Genomic DNA, 20,176 nt, shown 5'->3' on the forward strand with positions numbered 1-20,176 from the left:
TATTGCGCTTACTTTTATTTCGAGTACTATACTTTATTAAAATCTAGTGCTTAACGCTCAAGGAAAGAAAATGAAACTCAATGCGTGTACTTTTATGTCTGCTTTAAGTTTCCTGATAAGTACTTCTGCCTTTACATTTGAAGGCCATGGAGTAGGAGGCTATCATAGTGCCCCTCCACCGAATCCTGGATATCACGATAATGGAAATTTCAATAACTATCATAATAATGAATGGTACGGTGGAAGTGTAAATGTAAACACTTGGGGGAATGGCGTTTGGTATGATGATAGTTTGGATGATAATACTGATGAGGTTATCGGGGTGCCTGATGGAGGGTATTATGATCCTTCGTGTCAAACTATAGATAATTGTAGTACAGGTACTTGTACGTTAGTGAATACATGTGATCAAGAATAAAGTATGAATAAAAAAACATATCAATGGGCAGTGATAGGAGGAGGTCCTTCGGGGATCGCCGCAGTGGGAAAATTATTAGACAGTGGAATTTTGCCAGAACATATTTTATGGTGTGATCCTCATTTTAAAGTTGGAGATTTAGGTCTGTACTGGCGAAATGTTTCGAGTAATACCAAAGTAAAATTCTTTAAAGATTTTTTATCGGCTGTCCAATCCTTTCGATATCAAGAGGCTCCAGACTTTCCCTTAAATCATCTACCCATCGGGGAAACTTGTACTTTGAGTTACATGGCTGAGCCTCTCCAGTGGATTACAGATCATTTTTTGCAAAAAGTCCAAGCAGTAAAAACAACCATCCATAATATGTTTTTATCGAAGCGTGTATGGTCTTTATGTTCAGACTCAGAAACCTACCAAGCTAAAAATGTAATATTGGCTACCGGAGCCTTGCCTTCTACATTAAATTATCCTGGCGTTAATGTAATTCCTTTTGAGGTAGCCATTGATAAGGAAAAACTTGCTTCAGTAGTTCAACGAGATGAGACTTATGGTGTATTTGGCTCCTCTCATTCTGCAATTATTATTCTAAAACATCTCGTAGAGCTTGATGTTAAAAAAATCATTAATTTTTACCGCTCACCTTGCTGTTATGCGATTGAAATGGATGATTGGATTCTTTTTGATAACACTGGATTAAAAGGACAGAGCGCTGCATGGGCTCGAGAACACATCGATGGGGTTTTACCACCTAATTTAGTTCGTTATAATGTCAGTGAACCCAATATTGCACGTTTTTTATCTGAATGTGACCAAGTAGTTTATGCAGTAGGGTTTGAACAACGTAAAAGCATTGTTATTGGTGATTATGAATATTCTCGTCATAATCCTTATGTTGGAATTATTGGGCCAGGGTTATTTGGTCTTGGTATTGCTTATCCAGAAACTAGAGCTGACATGTACGGGAACGTAGAGTCTCAAGTCGGGTTATGGAAATTTATGGTGTACTTAAATAAAGTGATGCCCATTTGGCTGAAATACCCCACTTAAATTTAGTCGAAACCCCTAGATACAGATCCCGGGAACTTACAGGGATCTGTTAGAATTTGATTTAACTTTTTGAACTTTTAAACCATTTTCCTTACTAAGATACTTTTAAATCCGCGAAACACCTACTAATATAGATCGTTTTATAATTAAGAAAACAATAATCATGCAAAGAATAGCTCTATTATTCTTTTTTTTAGTAGGAATATTTATTTGGCCTAGAAATGCAGAATGTGCGCTCGAGCGTGATTTTCAATCTTGGTTTAATATCACAGCTATGGGAAAAACTTATAGTGATGATAAAATAATAGGACGTGTACGATATTGGTTAGAAGGACAACAGCGTTTTGGTGATGACAGTAGCCGTTTCACACAGACATTATTTCGTCCAGGATTAGGTTTTGCATTAACCGATAATCTTAGTATATGGCTTGGCTATGCTTGGGTATATACCGGTATACCGTTTACCCCTAATCCATTTGAAGAAGATCGAATTTGGCAACAACTTTTATGGACCAAAACCTATCAACATTTGACTTTGACCAGTCGAACGCGCACAGAACAGCGATTTTTAGAAAATAATCCTAAAACTGCTTACCGATTTAGGCAACTTATTAAAATTTCGGCTCCGCTCAAACAATATCCAAATTTTAGTTTCGTCACAAGCGATGAACTGTTTCTTCATAAGAATAATTTTGTGGGTACAAACAGTAGGGGTTTTGATCAAAATCGATTTTTTATAGGTTTGGGCTATAAATTAAATCCTAAAGCTACTACGGAAATTGGCTATATGAATCAATACATTCGCCGTTTCGGGGTTCCCAACTTTCTAACTAATATTGTATCAATCAACTTTTTATTGAGTTTGTAAGATGAAATTTAAGAAGTTTCAATTTATTAGAATTTCAGAATGAAGTTCAAATAACACTCGTAAGTTTTATTTCAAACGTCATCCTGATAGTGGGTTACTTAATGACCGCCACCAGGTCCCCCAGTGCCACCAGTTCCACCTGCGCCCCCAATACCCCCAAATCCTGTCGGTTTGGTATGAGCAGCTTCTTCGGTTTGTTGCGTCTGACATCCAAATAACAAGGTAGATAAAAATATTAATAATGTAATTCGTTTCATGAATGTCCCTATTGCGTCAAAGTTTTAGTAATTTTACTTAAGCATTATAACTATTTTTGTGATTGGAAAAATAGAGGTGTGAGCTACCCGATTTTAATAAGAAAATGCCTCATTGAAAAAAATGGGGAATCTCTGTGTTTATAGATCTAAATTAAACATCATTGGTATCTGGTTGATGTGAGCGATAGTGCCAAAATTTTGGAAAGGCTACACAACAAGTGGCTACTCCTACAACACATAATATTCCACCTGATATTAATGCAGTGGGAATGCTAAAACTCGAAGCGATAAATCCTGCGCGCGTATCACCCAATTTAGGCCCGCTTAAATAACTGATCATTTCAATTCCTGCTAATCGGCCCCGGTATTCTGTGGGAATGGTGTTATTCCATAAGGTAGTTCGAAATATTCCACTTATCGCATCAAAAGCTCCTGAGAGTGCTAAGAAAAACAAAACCAACCAAAGTGAATATGATAAACCAAATCCGATGATGGCAGCGCCCCACAATGCTGCGGCAATCGCAATGGCTCTACCATCATGATTTATTTTCGACGTCCAGCCACTGAAAAATGAAACAATCAATGCCCCTACAGCTGGAGCAGAATAAAGTAAACCTAAAGTTTTTGCCCCCCCTAGAGATTGAGCTATGGCAGGAAGCAAGGAATTAGGCCATGCAAAAACCATCGCAATAAAATCGATAATGTAGCTTCCCATTAGTTCTTGCCGATTAAAAGCAAAGAAAATTCCTTGTTTTAGAGAAGATAGGATGGAAGGGTGTTTCTCCACGAGAGGTTTAGGTATGTTATGAATTAGGATTAAAGCAATTAATGATAAAAAAAATGTCATTAAGTCTATTAAAAACGTGATCACAATGCCGTAGTGAGCGATAATAAGTCCGGAAATAGCCGGGGCAATAATCATACAAAAACTGAATTTAAATGTAGCGAGTGCTCCTACTTTTTTGTAATCCTTCGGGTTAACGATTTGTTGCATAACACTATCATATGCAGGACGATGTAAGCCGGTGATTGCGGACATAGAAGCTGAAACAATAAAAATGAGGCTCAGCGAAGGAGAGGTTTGATAGGAGTTAAGGGCCAGCATGCAGCATCCTATTGCAAGAAGTAACTCACTGATAATCAATAACCCTCGGCGATTGTAGCGATCAGCAAATACCCCACCAATTAATGCGGTGATTAATAGAGGTAATAACTGAGCTAAACTTAATAATCCAACAGCGAAAGTCGATTGGGTAATTTGATAAATCTGATAGGGCAGTGCAACATTGCTTATCATCGTACCGATAAACGAAATGAATTGCCCCAAATACAGTAACCTGAAGTCACGATTTGTTTTAAGCAGGGAAAGATCTAAGAAGGAGCTCATTTCAGAATATCCAAATGTTTAAACAGCAGAATATGGAGATTATAAAAGAGGATTTTATGCTTTTTAATTGATTCAGTACAGTACAGGGGTCGAAATGATAAGTTTACACCTTCTTCAGGAGCTTAATTTTCTCGCTTTCTTTTTATAATTAATATAGGATTAATGAGTTAATCTAGTGTTATATATGGAATTATGACAAAAATACGACAAGACCCCAAGTCAAAAGCTTCTAGAAGAATATCTCTTGCTAGTTTTGTGGGAACCACAATTGAATGGTATGATTTTTATCTTTTTGGAACTGCCTCCGCTTTATTTTTTAATATTCTTTTTTTCCCTAAAATTAGTCCTATTGCTGGAATCATGGCGGCTTATGCGACTTATGCAGTCGGTTTTTTTGCGAGACCACTTGGAGGGCTTATCTTTGGTCACTTTGGAGACAGGGTAAGTAGAAAAAAAATGCTTATTTTCACTCTATGTTTGATGGGAGGGTCTACATTCTTAATTGGATTACTACCCACTTATGAACAAATTGGAGTATTTGCACCGCTTCTACTAGTGATTTTGCGTTGTATTCAAGGAATAGCAGTTGGAGGTGAGTGGGCTGGAGCAGTTGTGATGTCTGCTGAGGTGAGTCGAGAAAAAGAAAGAGGGTTTTATTCAAGCTGGCCAAATTCAGGTGCTCCTTTTGGCTTAGTAATTTCCATCGCAATATTTCTCGTATTTTCCGCACTCCCTCAAGAACAATTTTTATCCTGGGGATGGCGTATTCCTTTTTTACTGAGTTTCTTCGTTGTGCTTGTTGGTCTCTATATTCGTTTGCAGATTATGGAAAGTAAGATTTTTATTGAAGCAACAAAAAACAAACGTCCATCAAAAAGGCCGGCTTTGGAAATGCTTCATTCTCACTTTAGAAATTTTCTGTTGGCAATAGGCGCTCGTCTAATTGAAAGTGCATCATTTTATGTTCTCACTGTGTTTATCTTAAGTTATGGAACTTTTGAATTGCATCTTTCAAAAACAATTCTCCTTTATGCTGTGATGGTAGGGGCAATTTTTGAAACTTTATTGATTCCTTATTTTGGTTCGCTTTCGGATAGAATTGGTAGGCGTCCGGTTTATATTACTGGGGCTTTATTAATGGCTTTATTTGCATTTCCATTCTTTTGGTTATTGCAAACAAAAAATACAGCATTGATTTTTTTGGCTGTAATTTTCGGAATGTGTATCCCTCATGCCATGATGCATGGTGCTCAAGGAGCCTTCTATTCAGAGCTTTTCAAAACACGAATTCGTTATAGTGGAACTGCAATCGCTTATCATTTATCTGCTGCATTCTCTGGTGGATTAGCCCCTTTAATTGCTACTGGTCTCGTAGAATGGGCTCATGGATATACTTGGCCTGTATCGATCTATCTGATTATTATGGCTGTGATTACTATAGTCAGTGTGTATTTATCTGTAGAAAGGGCACAAAAAGATATTTCCGCTTAATGTACGATTAAAATGGTTTTTGTCTTACCGAATATTCAATATTCATTTTTTATTGTATCTTTAGAAGCCATTACATCGCTCCATAGATCACGAATAAAGTCTGAATCTTGTAACTCATGGATGGTAACAGCTGGGGGCAGAAGAGAATTAACTTCTGCAAAATGATTTTTTACAACCTCTCCTTGTAAAAAGTCTTTTAGATCCGTTATATAAGCAATAATACGTTCTTCAGGTAAACCCTCGATAATGGCTTCATGTTTTTTTACAAAATGAGAAACTTTTTTAGGTGATTCTTCAGGATTTAAATCGGTCAAATGATCCACTAGAGGCTCATACAAAGAAGATAACTCTATAACTCGTTCTGCTACTCCAACAACAAGACCATTCGTTCCATTTTCAACTTCTTTGTCTTTTAAAAAACTAGTGAATAAAACATCGAGAACAACGGTCCCTCCATAAGTAATAAGAGGCTTGTGTTCTGAGATGTATTTTGCAAGTGCCTCAATAGTGACCCTATCAAAATTACCTCTCATCGGCAAACCATTATCCGGGAAAGTATCGTGAATTCTATAATAGGGGACGTCATGGTCTATGGTTGAGGCTAATTTACTAATAACCTGGGATTTGGTTTTAAAGAAACCAAGGAATTGTTTTCCAATACTCATACCAACCATCCAAATACATAGAATACTTCAAAAAATCGAAATTGATTAAAGTAGAGTGTGTATGTTTGATGACACATGTATTAATTATAGACATTATTTGGATTTAAAATAAAATAGAAAACACCCTGGAAGTTTTCTATCATCCAATATTATTCCATTTGATCCCTAGATTGTAACAAATCTTGTATTGGTTGAGGTAATATCGAACGCATCTTATATGTTATCTTTGCCTCATTTCTTTGCCAAATAATACCTAAATAAATAATAGCAAAGCCAATAGCGGTCAAAACGACCGGGAATAAGTAACTGAAATTAAATACTCGAAATGCTAAATATCCTAGGTAAAAACACGTTCCTAAAGCGCCAAATAGTACAAATACTTTTCTATTTAAAATAACTCCAACTAATATCAGTAAAAGATTAATGCACAGATAAATAAATTTAGAAAGTTCACTATCTGAATGTTGCGCACTCAGTCCTCCCCAAAAGGTCATAACTCCGAATATATAAAGCCAAAATGCATAGTCTGCTGATTGACTTGAGCGAACATCAACCCAGAATGCAATTAATACGGTAATTATTCCAAAATACATAGAAACCATAGCACTTAACTCATAGGTATACGTATCTGGTTCAATCATGTACGTAAGATCCATAGACATGTACCAAAGAGTGACTGCAATGGGCATAATCATAAAGGGATAGCGGTACAGCCATGCCATTATAATTCCTACGATAAGAGTTCCAAGCTCCATGAAGATCCAGTTCCATTTAACGTAGATATGATAGTCCTGATACACCGTATTATCCGGTGGCCACCAACCCATGCCTTGTTGTAAACCATAGATAGCAAGCGGAGTAAGACAGATGACAAAGGTCGCGCATATTCCTGCGGGTATTTTATGACCCGTATCATCTAACCTATGAGTAAGCGCTATACCTAAAATGGAATAGCACAAGGAGAGAAATAAGATCCCCCAGCCTCCATACATTTCCCAACCTAAGTTCATGAACAATGTCATGGCCCCTATAGCTATAAGGCCACCAAAATAATAAAGAACGTTTGTTAAATTAAATCCTGCGCTTTGTTCGGGGAGGTTTTTTATGAATTCAATTAAATCATTTGCTTGTTTTTCTGTGATAATATTAGCTTCAATGGCTTTATTCATCATATGCCGGGAAATTTTCATCATATCTCCATAGCTGTGGAATGTGCTCCAATAATAAAAGTATAGCTAGATGAATGAAAATAAGATGCTTTTTTATATTTATTTAATGTTGGAACGTTAATTTTATTTCTTTGGCTCCAATCAAGAGGAACTAAATAAAAGGTATTTTAGCAAGAAATTACATGGCGGGATTCTTTCTGCATAACATAATCGATTTATCAAATCTTAATAAAGCAGGAATAATTTGACTGCTATTTTCACATTGAAGTTTTTTTCTTATATGTTCAAAATTCTTATCCACCGTTCGTTTTGAAACTTCTAGTATGCTGGCGATTCGAGGCAAACTGAAGCCATAATAATATAAATAAATGATTTCTTTCTCTTTATGAGTAAGTTTTTTACATGCCAAAAAGCTAAATGGCAACTGTGTAAAATCAAAGGTTTTATCAAAAAATTCAGCTACTGTTTGTGATTTATTCGCGTAATTTAAAATTTTATTGTGGAACGTGGGGGTAGGGTTTTTTTTATTAGCAAAAATTTCATTCACTTTTATTGTGAGTTCTTTGGGTAATATTAATAAATTTTCTTTATTCAAGAGCTTACGACATTTATTTGCTATGTCTTCACACACTTTATCTAATATACCTAAATTATTTAATATAAAATTATTGGATTTAATTGGATCAGAAGTCGAAGCCAGAGTAATTATTTCAGTAGAGAAGGTTTGTGGAGTATGATTTCTTTTTATAAAGTCATAAAAAAAAGTATAACCGCGATTAGTTACAACTCCTTTCAGCTTATCATCTAATAAATTATCCCCGACAATACTTGAGACATAATATTCATGATCTAATATTTCAATATCACTGAGTATTTGCTCTGCATAGAGTTCATCATGAAAAAAGTCACTTAATAAATACTGCTCCGACATAAGCTGGAAATAGTTACCATTTAAGTCATAATACATGTACCCCCAATTACAAATTGGAGATTCATCGAAAATATGTTGGTAGACCTGGTCAAGCCAACCGGTATACATTTTCATTTTAGAAAATTGCAGCATAGTAATCTCTCTACTCTTTGATCAAATTATAGTCTAATAAAATTGTTTTTTACTTCAAATAGCTAGAATACTCCCTGAGCCAAAGAGCTTATTACTTATTAAATGAGCACTTAATAGAGATTGCATCGATTAACACTCAAATTTAATAAAAATGGCCGGCTTATTACTCAGAATGAAACAATCCAGTTTGTTCAATTTAAGAACATAAAATTAGGCTAAAATGAAAAGTAAATGGATAAGGAAGTTACATGCACATAAAAGCATTTCTAGCTTGCCTCTTATGCTCTATGCATTTGTTTGCGCAATCCGTTCTTATTGGGACCTCAGACTCTGGTCCACCATTTAAAATGTTATTGAAAGATAAGGCCCACTTTTATGGTTTTGAAATTGATCTTATGGGTGAGATCTGCCAACGTGCTCAACTAGACTGTCATTTTACGAGCATCCCTTTCAAGGATTTATTTAATCAATTAGAACAGGGGCAAATTGATCTAGCCATAGGTTCGATTGTGATTACCCCAGAGAGAGAAAAAAAATTTCTCTTCAGTCTACCTTATCTTATTGGTGGAGGCCAATATGCAACTAAATCATCGAGCGCAGTAAAAGAAATTAATGACATTGTGGGTAAAATCGTGGGAATAGAAAGGGGAACCATTTTCAAAGCCTGGATCGCCTCACAATTTGGTGATGCAGCTCAAATACAGGAATATAATACTTTGAATGAGGCATTACAGGCGCTAAACAACGAGGAGGTTGATGTAGTTATGTTCGATAAGGGGGTAGTTGAATTTTGGCTTGCTAATAGCAGTGGTCAGCTTAGGGTGGTCGGTGCCCCAACGGGTGCTGGTTATGGAGTTATGGCTAATAAGAATCATGAGGCGCTCATTGATACAATTAACAAATATCTTATTGAATTAGAAAATGATGGCACTTATTTAAAGTTGTACCGGCGTTATTTTTAACACTCTATTCTAAAAATTCGGTTGGTCTCAATTAGAGTGAGTATTTCATTCTCTTATTCAAATGATCCCAACCTATCTGAAACCCAGTTATTGTATGGAACAATTTTTTTGAGATTCTTTTTCTTGTTCTAGTATTTTATCCTGTTTAGGTTCTGCTTGTAACTGTTGTTTAAGCAAAACTAAGATTTTTAACAGATTACTTTCTCGTGTTGATTTTATTTGCTCTGGACTTATATTGCTCTGAGATTGATCTGCAGTTAAGTTATTACAGACTATAAACCCATCTCCTTTTTTTTGAATTTGGATTCCTGGAGTGTGGGGTCCGGTATTTATAGCTAAAGTATTTTCATTGATTTTATACATTCCATAATCCGTGTTAAGAGGAATATGTTCTCGTATCGGAAGTTTAGAAAACCAGTTCTGAAAAGGCTTGTAGACTGTTAATGGCACATGTGTCCCTGTGTTTTGAGAAAAGACGATATTATTTACATCAAACGTAAAAAATCGAATTTGATCAAAAAAAGTTTGAGCTTTTTGCAATTCCTCGTTTAATTTTTTAGAGGCATCCACAAAAGAGAGTTGCGGCTCAAGAAAATTTGCTATTAGATTAAGCAAGTCTGAGGGTAATTTTCCAAAAAAACTATTTGAAGTTCTTTGGGCTTGGGCAAGAAGAGGTGCCCATTTCTTTATTTCTGGTTTAAAGAGGAAACCATTTTTTTTCAATTCCTCTATAAATTCCAAAAACTTAGGATGATTTGACGCTTCGAGTTTAGATTTTTCCCATTCATAACCATAAGCAGCTCTTAGCTCAAAGGCATATCGGTTAACCAGTGTAGTAAAGTGTTGGTTTGTTTTAATAGATAGGTGCTCCGGGAAAATTTTTTCTAAATTTTCAAGGAGTAAGGTTCCATAGAATTTATTCTGGAATCCATGGCGGTCTGAATTATTTTCTTCTAGATTTTTTATATATTGTTTTTTCCAAACTTCATAACTCATTTCAATTTCTAAATTGCTTTGCACGATTTGCTCCTCAGTACAGATATTGAATCAATTGGTCTAGTCTAAAGATAACAACCTATTATTAAATTATGCTTAAGCCATTTAAGTAAAACTTGAAGATGCTATGAATCTTGAGCCGAATAAAAATTTTTATTGGCTTGAAGGATGAGCCGAATATGTCTATTATTAAACTCATATAATGAGCCGAATAAAATGATTAATTGGCTCACGAGAGGATCAAATGAATAACACCAATATCGAATGGATCTGGCAATTGCTAGATTGGCCAAAATTTCATTGGCAAGATCAACTCATACAACCTTTACTGCGCGAAGTACGATTAAAGCAAGGGATTCTTATAGGTAAAACTGGAGCTATAGCAGCAGATATCTCTTTAGAATCGGCCCTGGATACTTTATTACAAAATATAATTGCCTCTTCAGCAATTGAAGGGGAACAATTGAATGTACAATCCGTTCGCTCTTCACTTGCAAAACGCATTGGATTGCATTTAAAGCAACCTTATCCAACCTCGGAGCGTTCGGAAGGTTTAGCACAAATGATGTTGGATGCCATTTATAATTTAAAATCCCCTTTATCCCTAGAGCGCTTGATGCAATGGCATAAATGGTTATTTCCCAATAATACACAGTCCATATTATATCCAATTCAAGCTGGCCAATTACGGGGTGACGAGCCCATGCAAGTTGTTTCTGGGCGAATTGACAATCCAACGGTGCATTATGAAGCGCCGCCAAAAGCTCGATTGGAGCATGAATTGAACAGGTTTATTGATTGGTTTAACCAAAGCTTAAAGGACACAACACTTGATCCTTTATTACGGGCAGCGATTACCCATTTCTGGTTTATCACAATCCATCCATTCGAAGATGGTAACGGCCGCATCACACGTGCTCTAACTGACTTGGCTTTAGCACAGGAGGATAAGCAGAGTATCCGCTTATATGCTATGTCGGCCACCATTCTTGCCCACCGAAATGATTATTATCAAATTTTGGAACAAAGTCAGCGGCAAACTACAAACATAACCCTATGGCTGTCTTGGTTTTTAAAAACTTTAGACAATAGCATTCAAACTGCAATTGATAAGATTGATCAAACGCTTGCTAAAAGTCGTTTTTGGCAAGTTTTCCAAGAGTGTGAACTCTCCAAAGAGCAAATAAAAATTATTAATCTGATGTTTGATAATGGGGATGAAGCATTCGAACATGGAATAAGCGCAGCACAATATAAGAAAATAACTAAAGTAAGTAAGGCTACCGCGACAAGACATCTTGCTGATTTGCTTGAAAAAGGGTGTATTGAAAAATTACCCGGAGGAGGACGGAGCACGAGGTACCAAATTAAGACAAGCATTGTAGAGGTAAAGAAGCAAGATAGTTAAAGCCGCTTACCCGAGGTAAGTCGACAAAAATAAGATTAACATTACGGCCCTTGGGAAATAGTGGGTCCGACAGTAAGGTTTTCTGAGACATCAGGAGAGGATGATGATCTAAGATTTTGCAATTCCTCTCTGAGATTTTGTTGGATTTGGCTCGTTTTCTCAGCATCTTTTAATTCATAGGATAATTTACCTAGGGCTTTAACTGCATGATTTAATGCCTTTTTTGTTTTGCTAAAATATCCAAACTCATGATTTTGTTCCATCACATTAATTTTAGCTAATATTTGTTGTTGCATTAACTCTACACCTTCTTTATCTTTACCGATAATATCCATGTTTTGTAAAATAGTTTTTAAATGTCCTTGTTTTTCTTGTAATTTCTCTACTTGTGGGGAATTATCGCCGTATTTTATTTTTGCTTTTCTTAAATCATGGGTTACAATCTTCTTCCGTATCTTAATTTCTTCTTTTGCTATGGCAAGATCTAGTTCTGCTGAAGTATTTATTAGCGATCCAAACTTAAATTCAGTATAACCCTTTAATGCTACAGCGCCAGGAGAAAGGTCATCTCCTATTTTCCACTTTTCGAACGCTCGCTTTGTAATCAAAACAGCCCCTTTATCATCGGGCTTGGCATCAATCCAGTTGTGTGATCCTGGAGGATCTTCTTTTTTGAGTACTAAATCATTAGTAATAATCATCCTTAAATTGTCTCGGCTATGATTTTTGAACCATTTTTCTGCTAATTTTGAGCCCCATTGCCCGAAAGTAAATCCTTTTTTACCATAGGCTTTGGATTCAGGAATATCAGTATTATTCAAATCGAGTAAACGTGTCATATCTCCTTTGGGAAAATCTGAAGTTTTCCAGGCTCTTCTACTCCCCATATAAGCAACCACTTTACGGAATAAAGTGGAATCTTCACCATCTACCCGACAGAATATTGGCTTTGTATCAGGTAATTTTTCAATATCTTTAAGTAATTTGGGACCTTTTGCTGGATTGAGATTAGATGAGAACGTTTCGGGAATGACTACCCCAAGTAATGGTACTTTCTCATCGGATTCTGTGGGAGCGAAAACAGCCTCGCGCATTCTATCTTTTACATTTTCCAAAATACTGCTTTTTGAGTGTAAATCTGAAATTCCCGTATACCCCTTATTATTGGCAGCCTGAATGACTAATTTTCTCATTTGAGAGACTTCGCGAATCACTCCACCGTCAACTGATACCACATCATTTCCCGATGTATCACCTTCTTGTTTTGGAAAAAGTTCAGTTGCTTTCTCTACAGCTGCTTTAGCAGCAAATGATTTTCCGCTTCCGGAAGGGCCTGACACAATAACAACTGGACGTTGTGTCCATTTCTCGCCTTTAAAGTGCGTTGTAGAAGCTCGAAAAACTGCATTCATATATGCATGGCTATTCATTTCTTCTTCTAAGGCTAGTTTGTACAATTCAGCACCTTCTTTACCGAGAAAACGCTCCATTGAAATAGTTGCCTTTTCAGGATTTGTTTCCCGAAGCGCTAGATCGCCTTGATAGTTGCCTTCTGGTGAAGCATTTTTTGCTGCAACCAGTTCTATTAATTTAGTTCTAAAAAATGTTCTATCATTGAATGTCTTATCGATTAAATCTGTACTATTTCCATGTTTTGCTGCATATTTTCGAACCTTGTCTTCATACTGTAAGTTATATTCAACAACTCCTTTATATAGGTTGCTTGCACCTCCTTTTGATAAGCGATCACTTACAAAATGACTATCTATTTCTCTTTGATCAACACTATCTGGCTTTTTTTGCTCTCCATTAGAATTTTTTGAGATAGGTCTATAATCCCCAATCTGAGCTCTTAACTGCTCAGGTTGGGTGTGCACATTTGAATCTTTGCTAAAACTCATAATTTTCCGGCCCTATGCATAGTGGTTTGATTGTTAATATCTTTTAGTAATTATAGTTTATGAATAACTAGTGGTCGACTTTTGAGCAATTTAAGGCGTTCTATTAACAGTTAAATTTTCCTGCATAATTGAATTAACAATGAACAGAACGAGATTAATTTGTCCTATAATAATACTAACTTCGTTTAAATTCTTAACGTTATGGACCAAAAATTTTTTAAGATGCATGATTTAACGGCATCAGAAGTAAATACTCTAAAACGATTTTTTAATTATTTTCCGGAAAAAGAATTCTGGCGATTTTTTGTTGAACGCATTAGATATGATTTTAGGACTGAATTGTATCGAAAATTGTTTGCTAAAATGAATGGGGTACCAGAAGAAAGTGCAAAAACAATTCCAGTATCTGAAATTGAAGAGCGTGTAAAAGATATCACTGTAGGACAGGTATATGAGCTTGCAGATAAATTGAATGATCATGAGGCTTTAACCGCTCTAAACAATTTATTTCATGCACAAAATAGAAAAGGTGAGCGAATTACCTCACTTTTTAACCAACATCAAGCATGGCTGGGGTTTGAGGATAATGAACCAGGCTATTTACTTAATGTAACAAAAGGATTCTGCCTTGTTGTTCAACATGTAATGTCTAATGAACCTTTAACATTAGAGTTCATTAAAGAGCTCCATAAAACCAGTACTCAGGAAGTGAAAAATATGCTGGATCAAAAATCAGGTGAATTTCGTAGTTATGGAGCCTCATGGCAAATGGATTCTAAATTGGACTCACTTGAAGGATTAATCGAGACCATTGATTATCTAAAATCAGTTGAGAAAAAAATGGGAATCGCGGGTTTAGATATTTCTATACTAAGTAAAGATGGGAATGAAAACATTTCAAGTTTTCTTACGGAAGATACTCATTTCCTGGCTACTAGAATATGGAACCAACTAAAGGATGGGGCTATCATTTACTATAATTCTCGAGAAAAAACAGATTTTGAATCCAGTAAGTTTTTACATTCAGTATGTTCAGACCATATCCTAGAATTAGAAGAAGCATTAAAACACGTTGACTCAAAACAGGATAAACTGACTGCCATATTTACTTATTTAAAGCATGAGGTGCTACATCATCCTTTTCAAGATGGGGTCGGACGTACCTATTCCATGCTTCTATTACAAGATTTATTAATGCGGGAAAATTTTTTGCCAGTCTTAATTCTTAATTCCAATATAATTCCAGGTCACTCCGTTAGAGAGCTCGTAGAAGAATATTTACGAGCAGAGAAGGAAATGGAAAAAATATTAGATGTTCCAGACTATATTTCAAGTCATGAGATGGTAAGTCCTAATGTAGATACAGTAGAGATTTTATCCCGCTTAAGTGCTGAGGAGGCTGGCATTTTCAAAGAAGCTTTAACTTTATTTCAGGAAGTAAAGGGACATTATTTAGAGTGGCATAAAACAAAAGAAGAGGGGAATTCGATTTTTAAGCCTCCTCCAACCTAGATAGAGACAGTGGATAGGGTTTTTTAAGGATTATTTTTACTGCTATAATAATGATATTGAGTTCACGGAGGAGGGTATAATATGTTTACTGGTAATCTCACACCTATCATTTCATTGGTTGCTGGAATTTTAATTCTGCTTATACCACGATTATTAAATTACATTGTAGCTATTTATCTGATTATTGCTGGCATTTTAGGTTTGGGTGTTTTGCATTAAGTTGATAGAAGCGTTCTATTTTAGGTCTTAGTTCTATTCAAGTAGACCTTATAAGACTTTTTATATCATCAAAAGATATATTTGTTATTACTTTTCGCTTTTATCCAACTTGTGACCATCTAGATGTCGTTCCGCGCGCTCATTTTCTTGTCTCGCAATCTGCTTATCTTTTTTTGTCCTTCCGAATTTAACGCGATTTTCAGAGGCTGTTTTTTCTTTTTCCAAACGAATTTTGGTTTTTCTCTTTTTATTAAGATTAACAACGTTTCCCATAATAGTCTCTATCAAATAAGGTTGTATATACTATAGCGCATAATACGCGCAAATTATCTAAATACAAATACGCCTAGGATTTGGAAATTATTTTTGGGCAAAGATAAATTCAGATGAATTTCATCAGTCAAGACTGATTAAATCCTACAATTGTTTTAACTACAGCAGGAACTGTCTTTAATTTATCTCTGGACAGTTCCTAACAAGCTATTGTCATAATTTTGCATTTTCTCTGGGATATCCCTCTTCTTCAAGATACTCCACCTCTGCGGACAGGGGTTCTACGGGGTGATAATCTGGTCCTAACAAACCGTTGCGCGTGGTGTAAGTAGCTTTTCTCGTTGGCATGATTCGCAATCCATGAAGATTCATGTCGACCAAGAATTGAGTCAACACTTGTTTTGCGAAGGGATTGGCCGGACAATGTCTTGGCCCTGCGCCGAATGAGAATAAATCCTCATCGCCTTCAAGCCATCTTTCGGGTGAAAACGATCGATTTGGTCCCTGCATAGGTCGAAAAAGGAACATCAACATTTCACCTTTTTGAAATGATACAGTTTCTCCGTTAATATTAACTTGAAAAGGTTTGAGTACCGCTCGAGGAAAATTGGGAATAGGAGTTGCTTGCCATAATGCTTCCTGAACGACTGCGCGCACATAAGGTAACTTTGTGATGTGTTTGTATGTGAATGGTTCTGTCCCCAAAACCCGAGTGATTTCCTCATACATCTTATCTGCCACATCAGGTCTTTGACTGAGTATATCCAACATGTAAAACATCGTCGCACCTATATTCGAGGAGGCAAAAATTGTAAGAGGCCCGTGTTCTCGTATAAATCGATCCTTTTCGATCAGATCCCTCACAATCTTTGCTTGTGGATTGTGTTCATCAAAGTGGGTACATTCATCAAAATTCATCTCCGGATGTAATTGTTCGGCACGAAATATTCCCAAATCCCATATGTAATTATTCCCTTTGCAAATGTTTTCAATATTTGCAAAAAGAAGTTTTTGGGCAATATCAGCCATCGCTCTGCTTGTTACCCGAAAGTCAGCTCGTAAACTTGGATGGGCTAAGCGGCTTAACGGATCCATACTTGCTTTTGTAATTAGACGGGTTGCATCCATAAAGATTTTGTGAGTATCTGGTGGTAAAGCTGACAGATCATGGGTGCCTACAAAACAGGCGGCAATGCAACCTATTGTATGCCATGCCACACAGGCATAAAGGTCTTCAAAGCCTCCATTGGATGCCAGTTGCATCGAGTCAAAGGTACGATTGTTTACTTCTGCGATTTTTTTGAAATTTATGGATCCACGAGCAATGGTGTTCAAAAACACTTTGCGCGGTTCAGAAGCCGCCACTCCATCTTCCGCGAAAAAAACCCTTCCTACCATATGAGTAAAAGGTTCAAGGATATCTCCCCGGCCAAGCTCTGGATGTTTTGTCAGTAGTTCTTTTGCAATTTTGCCATCAGTTACCATATATACGCATTGGGTTCCAATGTAAATTTTGAAAAACTTTTGTTTTGTACGTGCGGCCATCTCATAAAAGAAAGGCGAAGCTCCCTGATCAAATAAACGTCCTAAGTTACGCCACCCTTGTTGGTGTTGGGGTAACGCTTGAGAAGATGTCTCTGCCTCGGATATTTCCGCCAATGCTTCATGCGGAGATGTTGCTGTATTTTGGGAATAGGGACATGTATTTGTATTTTTCGAGTTAAATAATTTCGGTTTCATTTTTGATTCTTCCTTCAATTATTAAAAAACTAATGTTTTTATTTGGTCGAATCCATAAAGTCTATGATCGATGCTTCTATCGATGATTTATGCTTCTAAAATTAAACACTTTGTTTTTTAAAGCAGGTAATAACATAAACATACATTATTTTCTATAACCGGCTGATTGTTAATTTGATTATGAATTTCTCTTTATTATTTAAGCTGACTGACTATAAAACTGCACACTATTAAATTATCCTATAGGGTAGATAGATACACTAAGTTAGTAGTACGACTTCCATTTTGCATTCTTCCGTCTTAATTTTTAGTGACTGTTCGCTATTTTTGCGCTGTGTCGATAGGAAAAAAAATCATAAAAATGATGAATGGAACATTTTTTTGCTGCAAATCTGGATAAAATACTGTACAATATATGACTAATTTTTATCCATTAACTTTAATAAGAGCGCTATGACTGATTTAAACCTTTATAGAAATATTGGTATCTTCGCCCACGTGGATGCCGGAAAAACCACTACGACAGAACGTATCCTTAAGCTCACTGGTAAAATCCACAAGATTGGTGAAGTTCATGATGGTGAATCAACAACCGATTTTATGGTACAGGAAGCGGAGCGGGGTATTACCATCCAATCAGCTGCAGTCAGTTGCTTCTGGAAAGGTCATCGCTTCAATATTATCGATACCCCAGGACACGTGGACTTCACAGTAGAAGTATATCGTTCACTAAAAGTTCTCGATGGTGGTGTCGGGGTATTCTGTGGTTCTGGCGGCGTGGAACCTCAGTCTGAAACCAACTGGCGTTATGCGAACAATTCAAAAGTATCTCGTTTGATTTTCGTAAACAAGCTGGACCGAATTGGCGCCAACTTCTTGAAGGTAACCGAGCAAATTAAAAAAGTCTTAGGTGCCCATCCACTAATTATGACACTGCCTATTGGCTTCGAAGACAGTTTCGTAGGTGTTGTCGATTTATTAACTCGTCAAGCCTATGTTTGGGATGAATCTGGTCAGCCTGAAAACTACAAAGTTACTGACATACCAGCCGATATGCAGGACGATGTTGAAATGTATCGCGCGCAATTAATTGAAACAGCGCTTGAAATGGATGACGAACTGTTAATGGCTTATCTGGAAGGAGAGGAACCCTCAATTGAAGAAATTAAACGTTGTATCCGTAAAGGTACTCTGGAATTAACATTCTTCCCAACTTATTGCGGTTCGGCCTTTAAAAATAAAGGAATGCAACTATTATTGGATGCAGTCGTTGACTATTTACCAGCTCCACATGAAGTTAATCCGCAACCTTTGACTGATGCTGAAGGTAAACCAAATGGCCAATTCGCTATCGTCTCTCCAGATGAGCCATTCCGCGCCTTAGCATTTAAAATTATGGATGATCGTTTTGGTGCTTTAACGTTCGTACGTATTTATTCAGGAAAATTGAATAAAGGGGACACGATTCTTAATTCCTTCACCGGTAAAACGGAACGTGTTGGCCGTATGGTTGAAATGCAAGCTGATGAGCGTATTGAATTGCAAAGCGCTGAAGCAGGGGACATTATCGCGATTGTGGGGATGAAAAACGTTCGAACCGGTCATACTCTTTGCGATCCAAATCACGAGTGTACACTGGAAGCGATGGTTTTCCCTGAGCCAGTAATCTCTATTGCAGTCACGCCAAAAGATAAAGGCGCTACTGAAAAAATGTCTATTGCTATTGGTAAGATGGTTGCAGAAGATCCAACATTTAGAGTGGAAACCGATCAGGATTCCGGTGAAACCATTCTCCGTGGTATGGGTGAATTACATCTGGATATTAAGGTAGATATTCTCAAACGTACTTACGATGTTGAATTGATAGTGGGTCAGCCGCAGGTTGCTTACCGCGAAACTATTACTAAAGCAGTTCAAGACAGCTATACCCATAAAAAACAATCAGGTGGTGCGGGTCAATACGGTAAAATCGACTACACAATTAGTCCAGGCGAGCCCAACACTGGATTTACTTTTATCACATCTGTTGTGGGTGGAAACGTTCCCAAAGAATTCTTCCCTGCAATTGAGAAAGGGTTCCGCTCAATGATGGACTCAGGTACTTTAGCAGGTTTCCCTGTATTAGATGTTGTAGTGGACCTGACTGATGGTGCTTACCATGCCGTTGACTCTTCGGCAATTGCATTTGAGATCGCGGCAAAGGGTGCATTTCGACAATCAATACCCAAAGCTGCTCCACAATTGCTTGAGCCAATCATGAAGGTTGATGTTTATAGTACAGAAGACGATGTGGGTAACGTGATTGGTGACTTGAACCGTCGTCGCGGTATGATCTCAGGCCAAGAACCCAGTGCAGCTGGCGTCCGCATTAAGGCTGATGTTCCTCTTTCAGAAATGTTTGGTTACATTAGTACATTGCGTACTCTGACCTCTGGTCGTGGCCAATTCTCAATGGAATTCTCTCATTATGCTGCTTGTCCAAACAACGTAGCTGAAGCAGTTATTGCTAAAGAGAAGGAAAAGAAAGCTGCAGCTATGGCGTAATATAGCCTGTATCATTAAAAAAGCTCCATCAGAACAAACTGATGGAGCTTTTTTTTAGTCCAAATAAACGAGTAACCTTTAAGGAGAATCTCAAAGGGGTTACTTTTCAATGTAGCACCTATTTATAAAAATTGTGCGTCTGCGAGCAAATAGTTGAAATGTGACTTAGTTTACCAAACTATAATTTTAGAGATTTAGGAGTTGGTTGCCGAGCTGAGTTCGACTTTGAAGTATTGTTGAAATTTATGTTTTTCAG

General features: G+C 36.8%; 18 protein-coding genes. 9 read left to right on the plus strand and 9 right to left on the minus strand.

Annotated features, from left to right (window positions below):
* The first annotated feature begins 70 nt into the window (after positions 1 to 70).
* The 3 genes from HBNCFIEN_RS07410 to HBNCFIEN_RS07420 all read left to right on the plus strand — a co-directional run bounded on the left by HBNCFIEN_RS07410 (position 71) and on the right by HBNCFIEN_RS07420 (position 2,333).
* Complete coding sequence (locus HBNCFIEN_RS07410) at positions 71 to 418, plus strand: hypothetical protein (protein WP_182393457.1); 348 nt, start codon at positions 71 to 73, stop codon at positions 416 to 418.
* Positions 419 to 421: 3 nt separating this feature from the next.
* Positions 422 to 1,465, plus strand: coding sequence for an FAD-dependent oxidoreductase (locus tag HBNCFIEN_RS07415; protein WP_182393458.1), 1,044 nt, complete (start codon positions 422 to 424; stop codon positions 1,463 to 1,465).
* Positions 1,466 to 1,628: 163 nt separating this feature from the next.
* The gene (locus HBNCFIEN_RS07420; protein ID WP_182393459.1) at positions 1,629 to 2,333 is read left to right on the plus strand and encodes a DUF2490 domain-containing protein; all 705 of its coding nucleotides are present in this window, start codon (positions 1,629 to 1,631) and stop codon (positions 2,331 to 2,333) included.
* Between the two features lie 98 nt (positions 2,334 to 2,431).
* On the opposite strand, the gene HBNCFIEN_RS07425 is transcribed toward HBNCFIEN_RS07420, so the two are convergent.
* Entirely contained in the window at positions 2,432 to 2,590 is a 159-nt protein-coding gene (locus tag HBNCFIEN_RS07425) for a hypothetical protein (protein WP_182393460.1), read from the minus strand.
* Between the two features lie 151 nt (positions 2,591 to 2,741).
* Entirely contained in the window at positions 2,742 to 3,977 is a 1,236-nt protein-coding gene (locus tag HBNCFIEN_RS07430) for an MFS transporter (protein ID WP_182393461.1), read from the minus strand.
* A 192-nt stretch (positions 3,978 to 4,169) separates the two neighbouring features.
* Between HBNCFIEN_RS07430 and HBNCFIEN_RS07435 the strand changes: the two genes are divergently transcribed.
* Entirely contained in the window at positions 4,170 to 5,468 is a 1,299-nt protein-coding gene (locus HBNCFIEN_RS07435; RefSeq protein WP_182393462.1) for an MFS transporter, read from the plus strand.
* Positions 5,469 to 5,503: 35 nt separating this feature from the next.
* Here the strand turns inward: HBNCFIEN_RS07435 and HBNCFIEN_RS07440 are convergent, their stop codons facing one another.
* The 3 genes from HBNCFIEN_RS07440 to HBNCFIEN_RS07450 all read right to left on the minus strand — a co-directional run bounded on the left by HBNCFIEN_RS07440 (position 5,504) and on the right by HBNCFIEN_RS07450 (position 8,365).
* Positions 5,504 to 6,133 (minus strand): hypothetical protein, encoded by a 630-nt coding sequence (locus HBNCFIEN_RS07440; protein WP_182393463.1) that lies wholly within the window; start codon positions 6,131 to 6,133, stop codon positions 5,504 to 5,506.
* Positions 6,134 to 6,282: 149 nt separating this feature from the next.
* Positions 6,283 to 7,323: a DUF2157 domain-containing protein gene (locus HBNCFIEN_RS07445; RefSeq protein ID WP_182393642.1), complete on the minus strand. Its 1,041-nt coding sequence runs from the start codon at positions 7,321 to 7,323 to the stop codon at positions 6,283 to 6,285.
* Positions 7,324 to 7,480: 157 nt separating this feature from the next.
* On the minus strand, positions 7,481 to 8,365 hold the full coding sequence (locus tag HBNCFIEN_RS07450; protein ID WP_182393464.1) for a helix-turn-helix transcriptional regulator: 885 nt from the start codon (positions 8,363 to 8,365) through the stop codon (positions 7,481 to 7,483).
* Positions 8,366 to 8,613: 248 nt separating this feature from the next.
* Here HBNCFIEN_RS07450 and HBNCFIEN_RS07455 point away from each other — a divergent pair, with 248 nt between their 5' ends.
* On the plus strand, positions 8,614 to 9,327 hold the full coding sequence (locus HBNCFIEN_RS07455) for a transporter substrate-binding domain-containing protein (RefSeq protein ID WP_182393465.1): 714 nt from the start codon (positions 8,614 to 8,616) through the stop codon (positions 9,325 to 9,327).
* Between the two features lie 87 nt (positions 9,328 to 9,414).
* On the opposite strand, the gene HBNCFIEN_RS07460 is transcribed toward HBNCFIEN_RS07455, so the two are convergent.
* Positions 9,415 to 10,347: a hypothetical protein gene (locus HBNCFIEN_RS07460; protein WP_182393466.1), complete on the minus strand. Its 933-nt coding sequence runs from the start codon at positions 10,345 to 10,347 to the stop codon at positions 9,415 to 9,417.
* 220 nt (positions 10,348 to 10,567) lie between these two features.
* Here HBNCFIEN_RS07460 and HBNCFIEN_RS07465 point away from each other — a divergent pair, with 220 nt between their 5' ends.
* Positions 10,568 to 11,731: a Fic family protein gene (locus tag HBNCFIEN_RS07465; RefSeq protein WP_182393467.1), complete on the plus strand. Its 1,164-nt coding sequence runs from the start codon at positions 10,568 to 10,570 to the stop codon at positions 11,729 to 11,731.
* A 41-nt stretch (positions 11,732 to 11,772) separates the two neighbouring features.
* Here the strand turns inward: HBNCFIEN_RS07465 and HBNCFIEN_RS07470 are convergent, their stop codons facing one another.
* The gene (locus HBNCFIEN_RS07470; protein WP_182393468.1) at positions 11,773 to 13,632 is read right to left on the minus strand and encodes a hypothetical protein; all 1,860 of its coding nucleotides are present in this window, start codon (positions 13,630 to 13,632) and stop codon (positions 11,773 to 11,775) included.
* A 222-nt stretch (positions 13,633 to 13,854) separates the two neighbouring features.
* Here HBNCFIEN_RS07470 and HBNCFIEN_RS07475 point away from each other — a divergent pair, with 222 nt between their 5' ends.
* Together HBNCFIEN_RS07475 and HBNCFIEN_RS07480 are read left to right on the plus strand one after the other, a co-directional pair.
* A complete protein-coding gene (locus HBNCFIEN_RS07475; RefSeq protein ID WP_182393469.1) occupies positions 13,855 to 15,144 on the plus strand; it encodes a hypothetical protein in 1,290 nt (429 codons plus the stop codon).
* A gap of 81 nt (positions 15,145 to 15,225) precedes the next feature.
* The gene (locus HBNCFIEN_RS07480; RefSeq protein WP_182393470.1) at positions 15,226 to 15,363 is read left to right on the plus strand and encodes a DUF3096 domain-containing protein; all 138 of its coding nucleotides are present in this window, start codon (positions 15,226 to 15,228) and stop codon (positions 15,361 to 15,363) included.
* Positions 15,364 to 15,450: 87 nt separating this feature from the next.
* Here HBNCFIEN_RS07480 and HBNCFIEN_RS07485 read toward each other — a convergent pair whose 3' ends face one another.
* A complete protein-coding gene (locus HBNCFIEN_RS07485; RefSeq protein WP_182393471.1) occupies positions 15,451 to 15,636 on the minus strand; it encodes a DUF4169 family protein in 186 nt (61 codons plus the stop codon).
* Positions 15,637 to 15,849: 213 nt separating this feature from the next.
* Positions 15,850 to 17,376, minus strand: coding sequence for a cytochrome P450 (locus HBNCFIEN_RS07490; protein WP_182393472.1), 1,527 nt, complete (start codon positions 17,374 to 17,376; stop codon positions 15,850 to 15,852).
* A 453-nt stretch (positions 17,377 to 17,829) separates the two neighbouring features.
* Here HBNCFIEN_RS07490 and fusA point away from each other — a divergent pair, with 453 nt between their 5' ends.
* Positions 17,830 to 19,920 (plus strand): elongation factor G, encoded by a 2,091-nt coding sequence (gene fusA / locus HBNCFIEN_RS07495; protein WP_182393473.1) that lies wholly within the window; start codon positions 17,830 to 17,832, stop codon positions 19,918 to 19,920.
* The last annotated feature ends 256 nt before the right edge of the window (positions 19,921 to 20,176 follow it).

The organism is Legionella sp. PC997 (genome assembly GCF_014109825.1).
Taxonomy (GTDB): Bacteria; Pseudomonadota; Gammaproteobacteria; order Legionellales; family Legionellaceae; genus Legionella.

Coding starts and splice junctions, on each gene's coding strand:
- HBNCFIEN_RS07410 (WP_182393457.1), top strand. CDS start 71: ATGAAACTCAATGCGTGTACTTTTATGTCTGCTTTAAGTTTCCTGATA.
- HBNCFIEN_RS07415 (WP_182393458.1), top strand. CDS start 422: ATGAATAAAAAAACATATCAATGGGCAGTGATAGGAGGAGGTCCTTCG.
- HBNCFIEN_RS07420 (WP_182393459.1), top strand. CDS start 1,629: ATGCAAAGAATAGCTCTATTATTCTTTTTTTTAGTAGGAATATTTATT.
- HBNCFIEN_RS07425 (WP_182393460.1), bottom strand. CDS start 2,590: ATGAAACGAATTACATTATTAATATTTTTATCTACCTTGTTATTTGGA.
- HBNCFIEN_RS07430 (WP_182393461.1), bottom strand. CDS start 3,977: ATGAGCTCCTTCTTAGATCTTTCCCTGCTTAAAACAAATCGTGACTTC.
- HBNCFIEN_RS07435 (WP_182393462.1), top strand. CDS start 4,170: ATGACAAAAATACGACAAGACCCCAAGTCAAAAGCTTCTAGAAGAATA.
- HBNCFIEN_RS07440 (WP_182393463.1), bottom strand. CDS start 6,133: ATGAGTATTGGAAAACAATTCCTTGGTTTCTTTAAAACCAAATCCCAG.
- HBNCFIEN_RS07445 (WP_182393642.1), bottom strand. CDS start 7,323: ATGAAAATTTCCCGGCATATGATGAATAAAGCCATTGAAGCTAATATT.
- HBNCFIEN_RS07450 (WP_182393464.1), bottom strand. CDS start 8,365: ATGCTGCAATTTTCTAAAATGAAAATGTATACCGGTTGGCTTGACCAG.
- HBNCFIEN_RS07455 (WP_182393465.1), top strand. CDS start 8,614: ATGCACATAAAAGCATTTCTAGCTTGCCTCTTATGCTCTATGCATTTG.
- HBNCFIEN_RS07465 (WP_182393467.1), top strand. CDS start 10,568: ATGAATAACACCAATATCGAATGGATCTGGCAATTGCTAGATTGGCCA.
- HBNCFIEN_RS07470 (WP_182393468.1), bottom strand. CDS start 13,632: ATGAGTTTTAGCAAAGATTCAAATGTGCACACCCAACCTGAGCAGTTA.
- HBNCFIEN_RS07475 (WP_182393469.1), top strand. CDS start 13,855: ATGCATGATTTAACGGCATCAGAAGTAAATACTCTAAAACGATTTTTT.
- HBNCFIEN_RS07480 (WP_182393470.1), top strand. CDS start 15,226: ATGTTTACTGGTAATCTCACACCTATCATTTCATTGGTTGCTGGAATT.
- HBNCFIEN_RS07485 (WP_182393471.1), bottom strand. CDS start 15,636: ATGGGAAACGTTGTTAATCTTAATAAAAAGAGAAAAACCAAAATTCGT.
- HBNCFIEN_RS07490 (WP_182393472.1), bottom strand. CDS start 17,376: ATGAAACCGAAATTATTTAACTCGAAAAATACAAATACATGTCCCTAT.
- fusA (WP_182393473.1), top strand. CDS start 17,830: ATGACTGATTTAAACCTTTATAGAAATATTGGTATCTTCGCCCACGTG.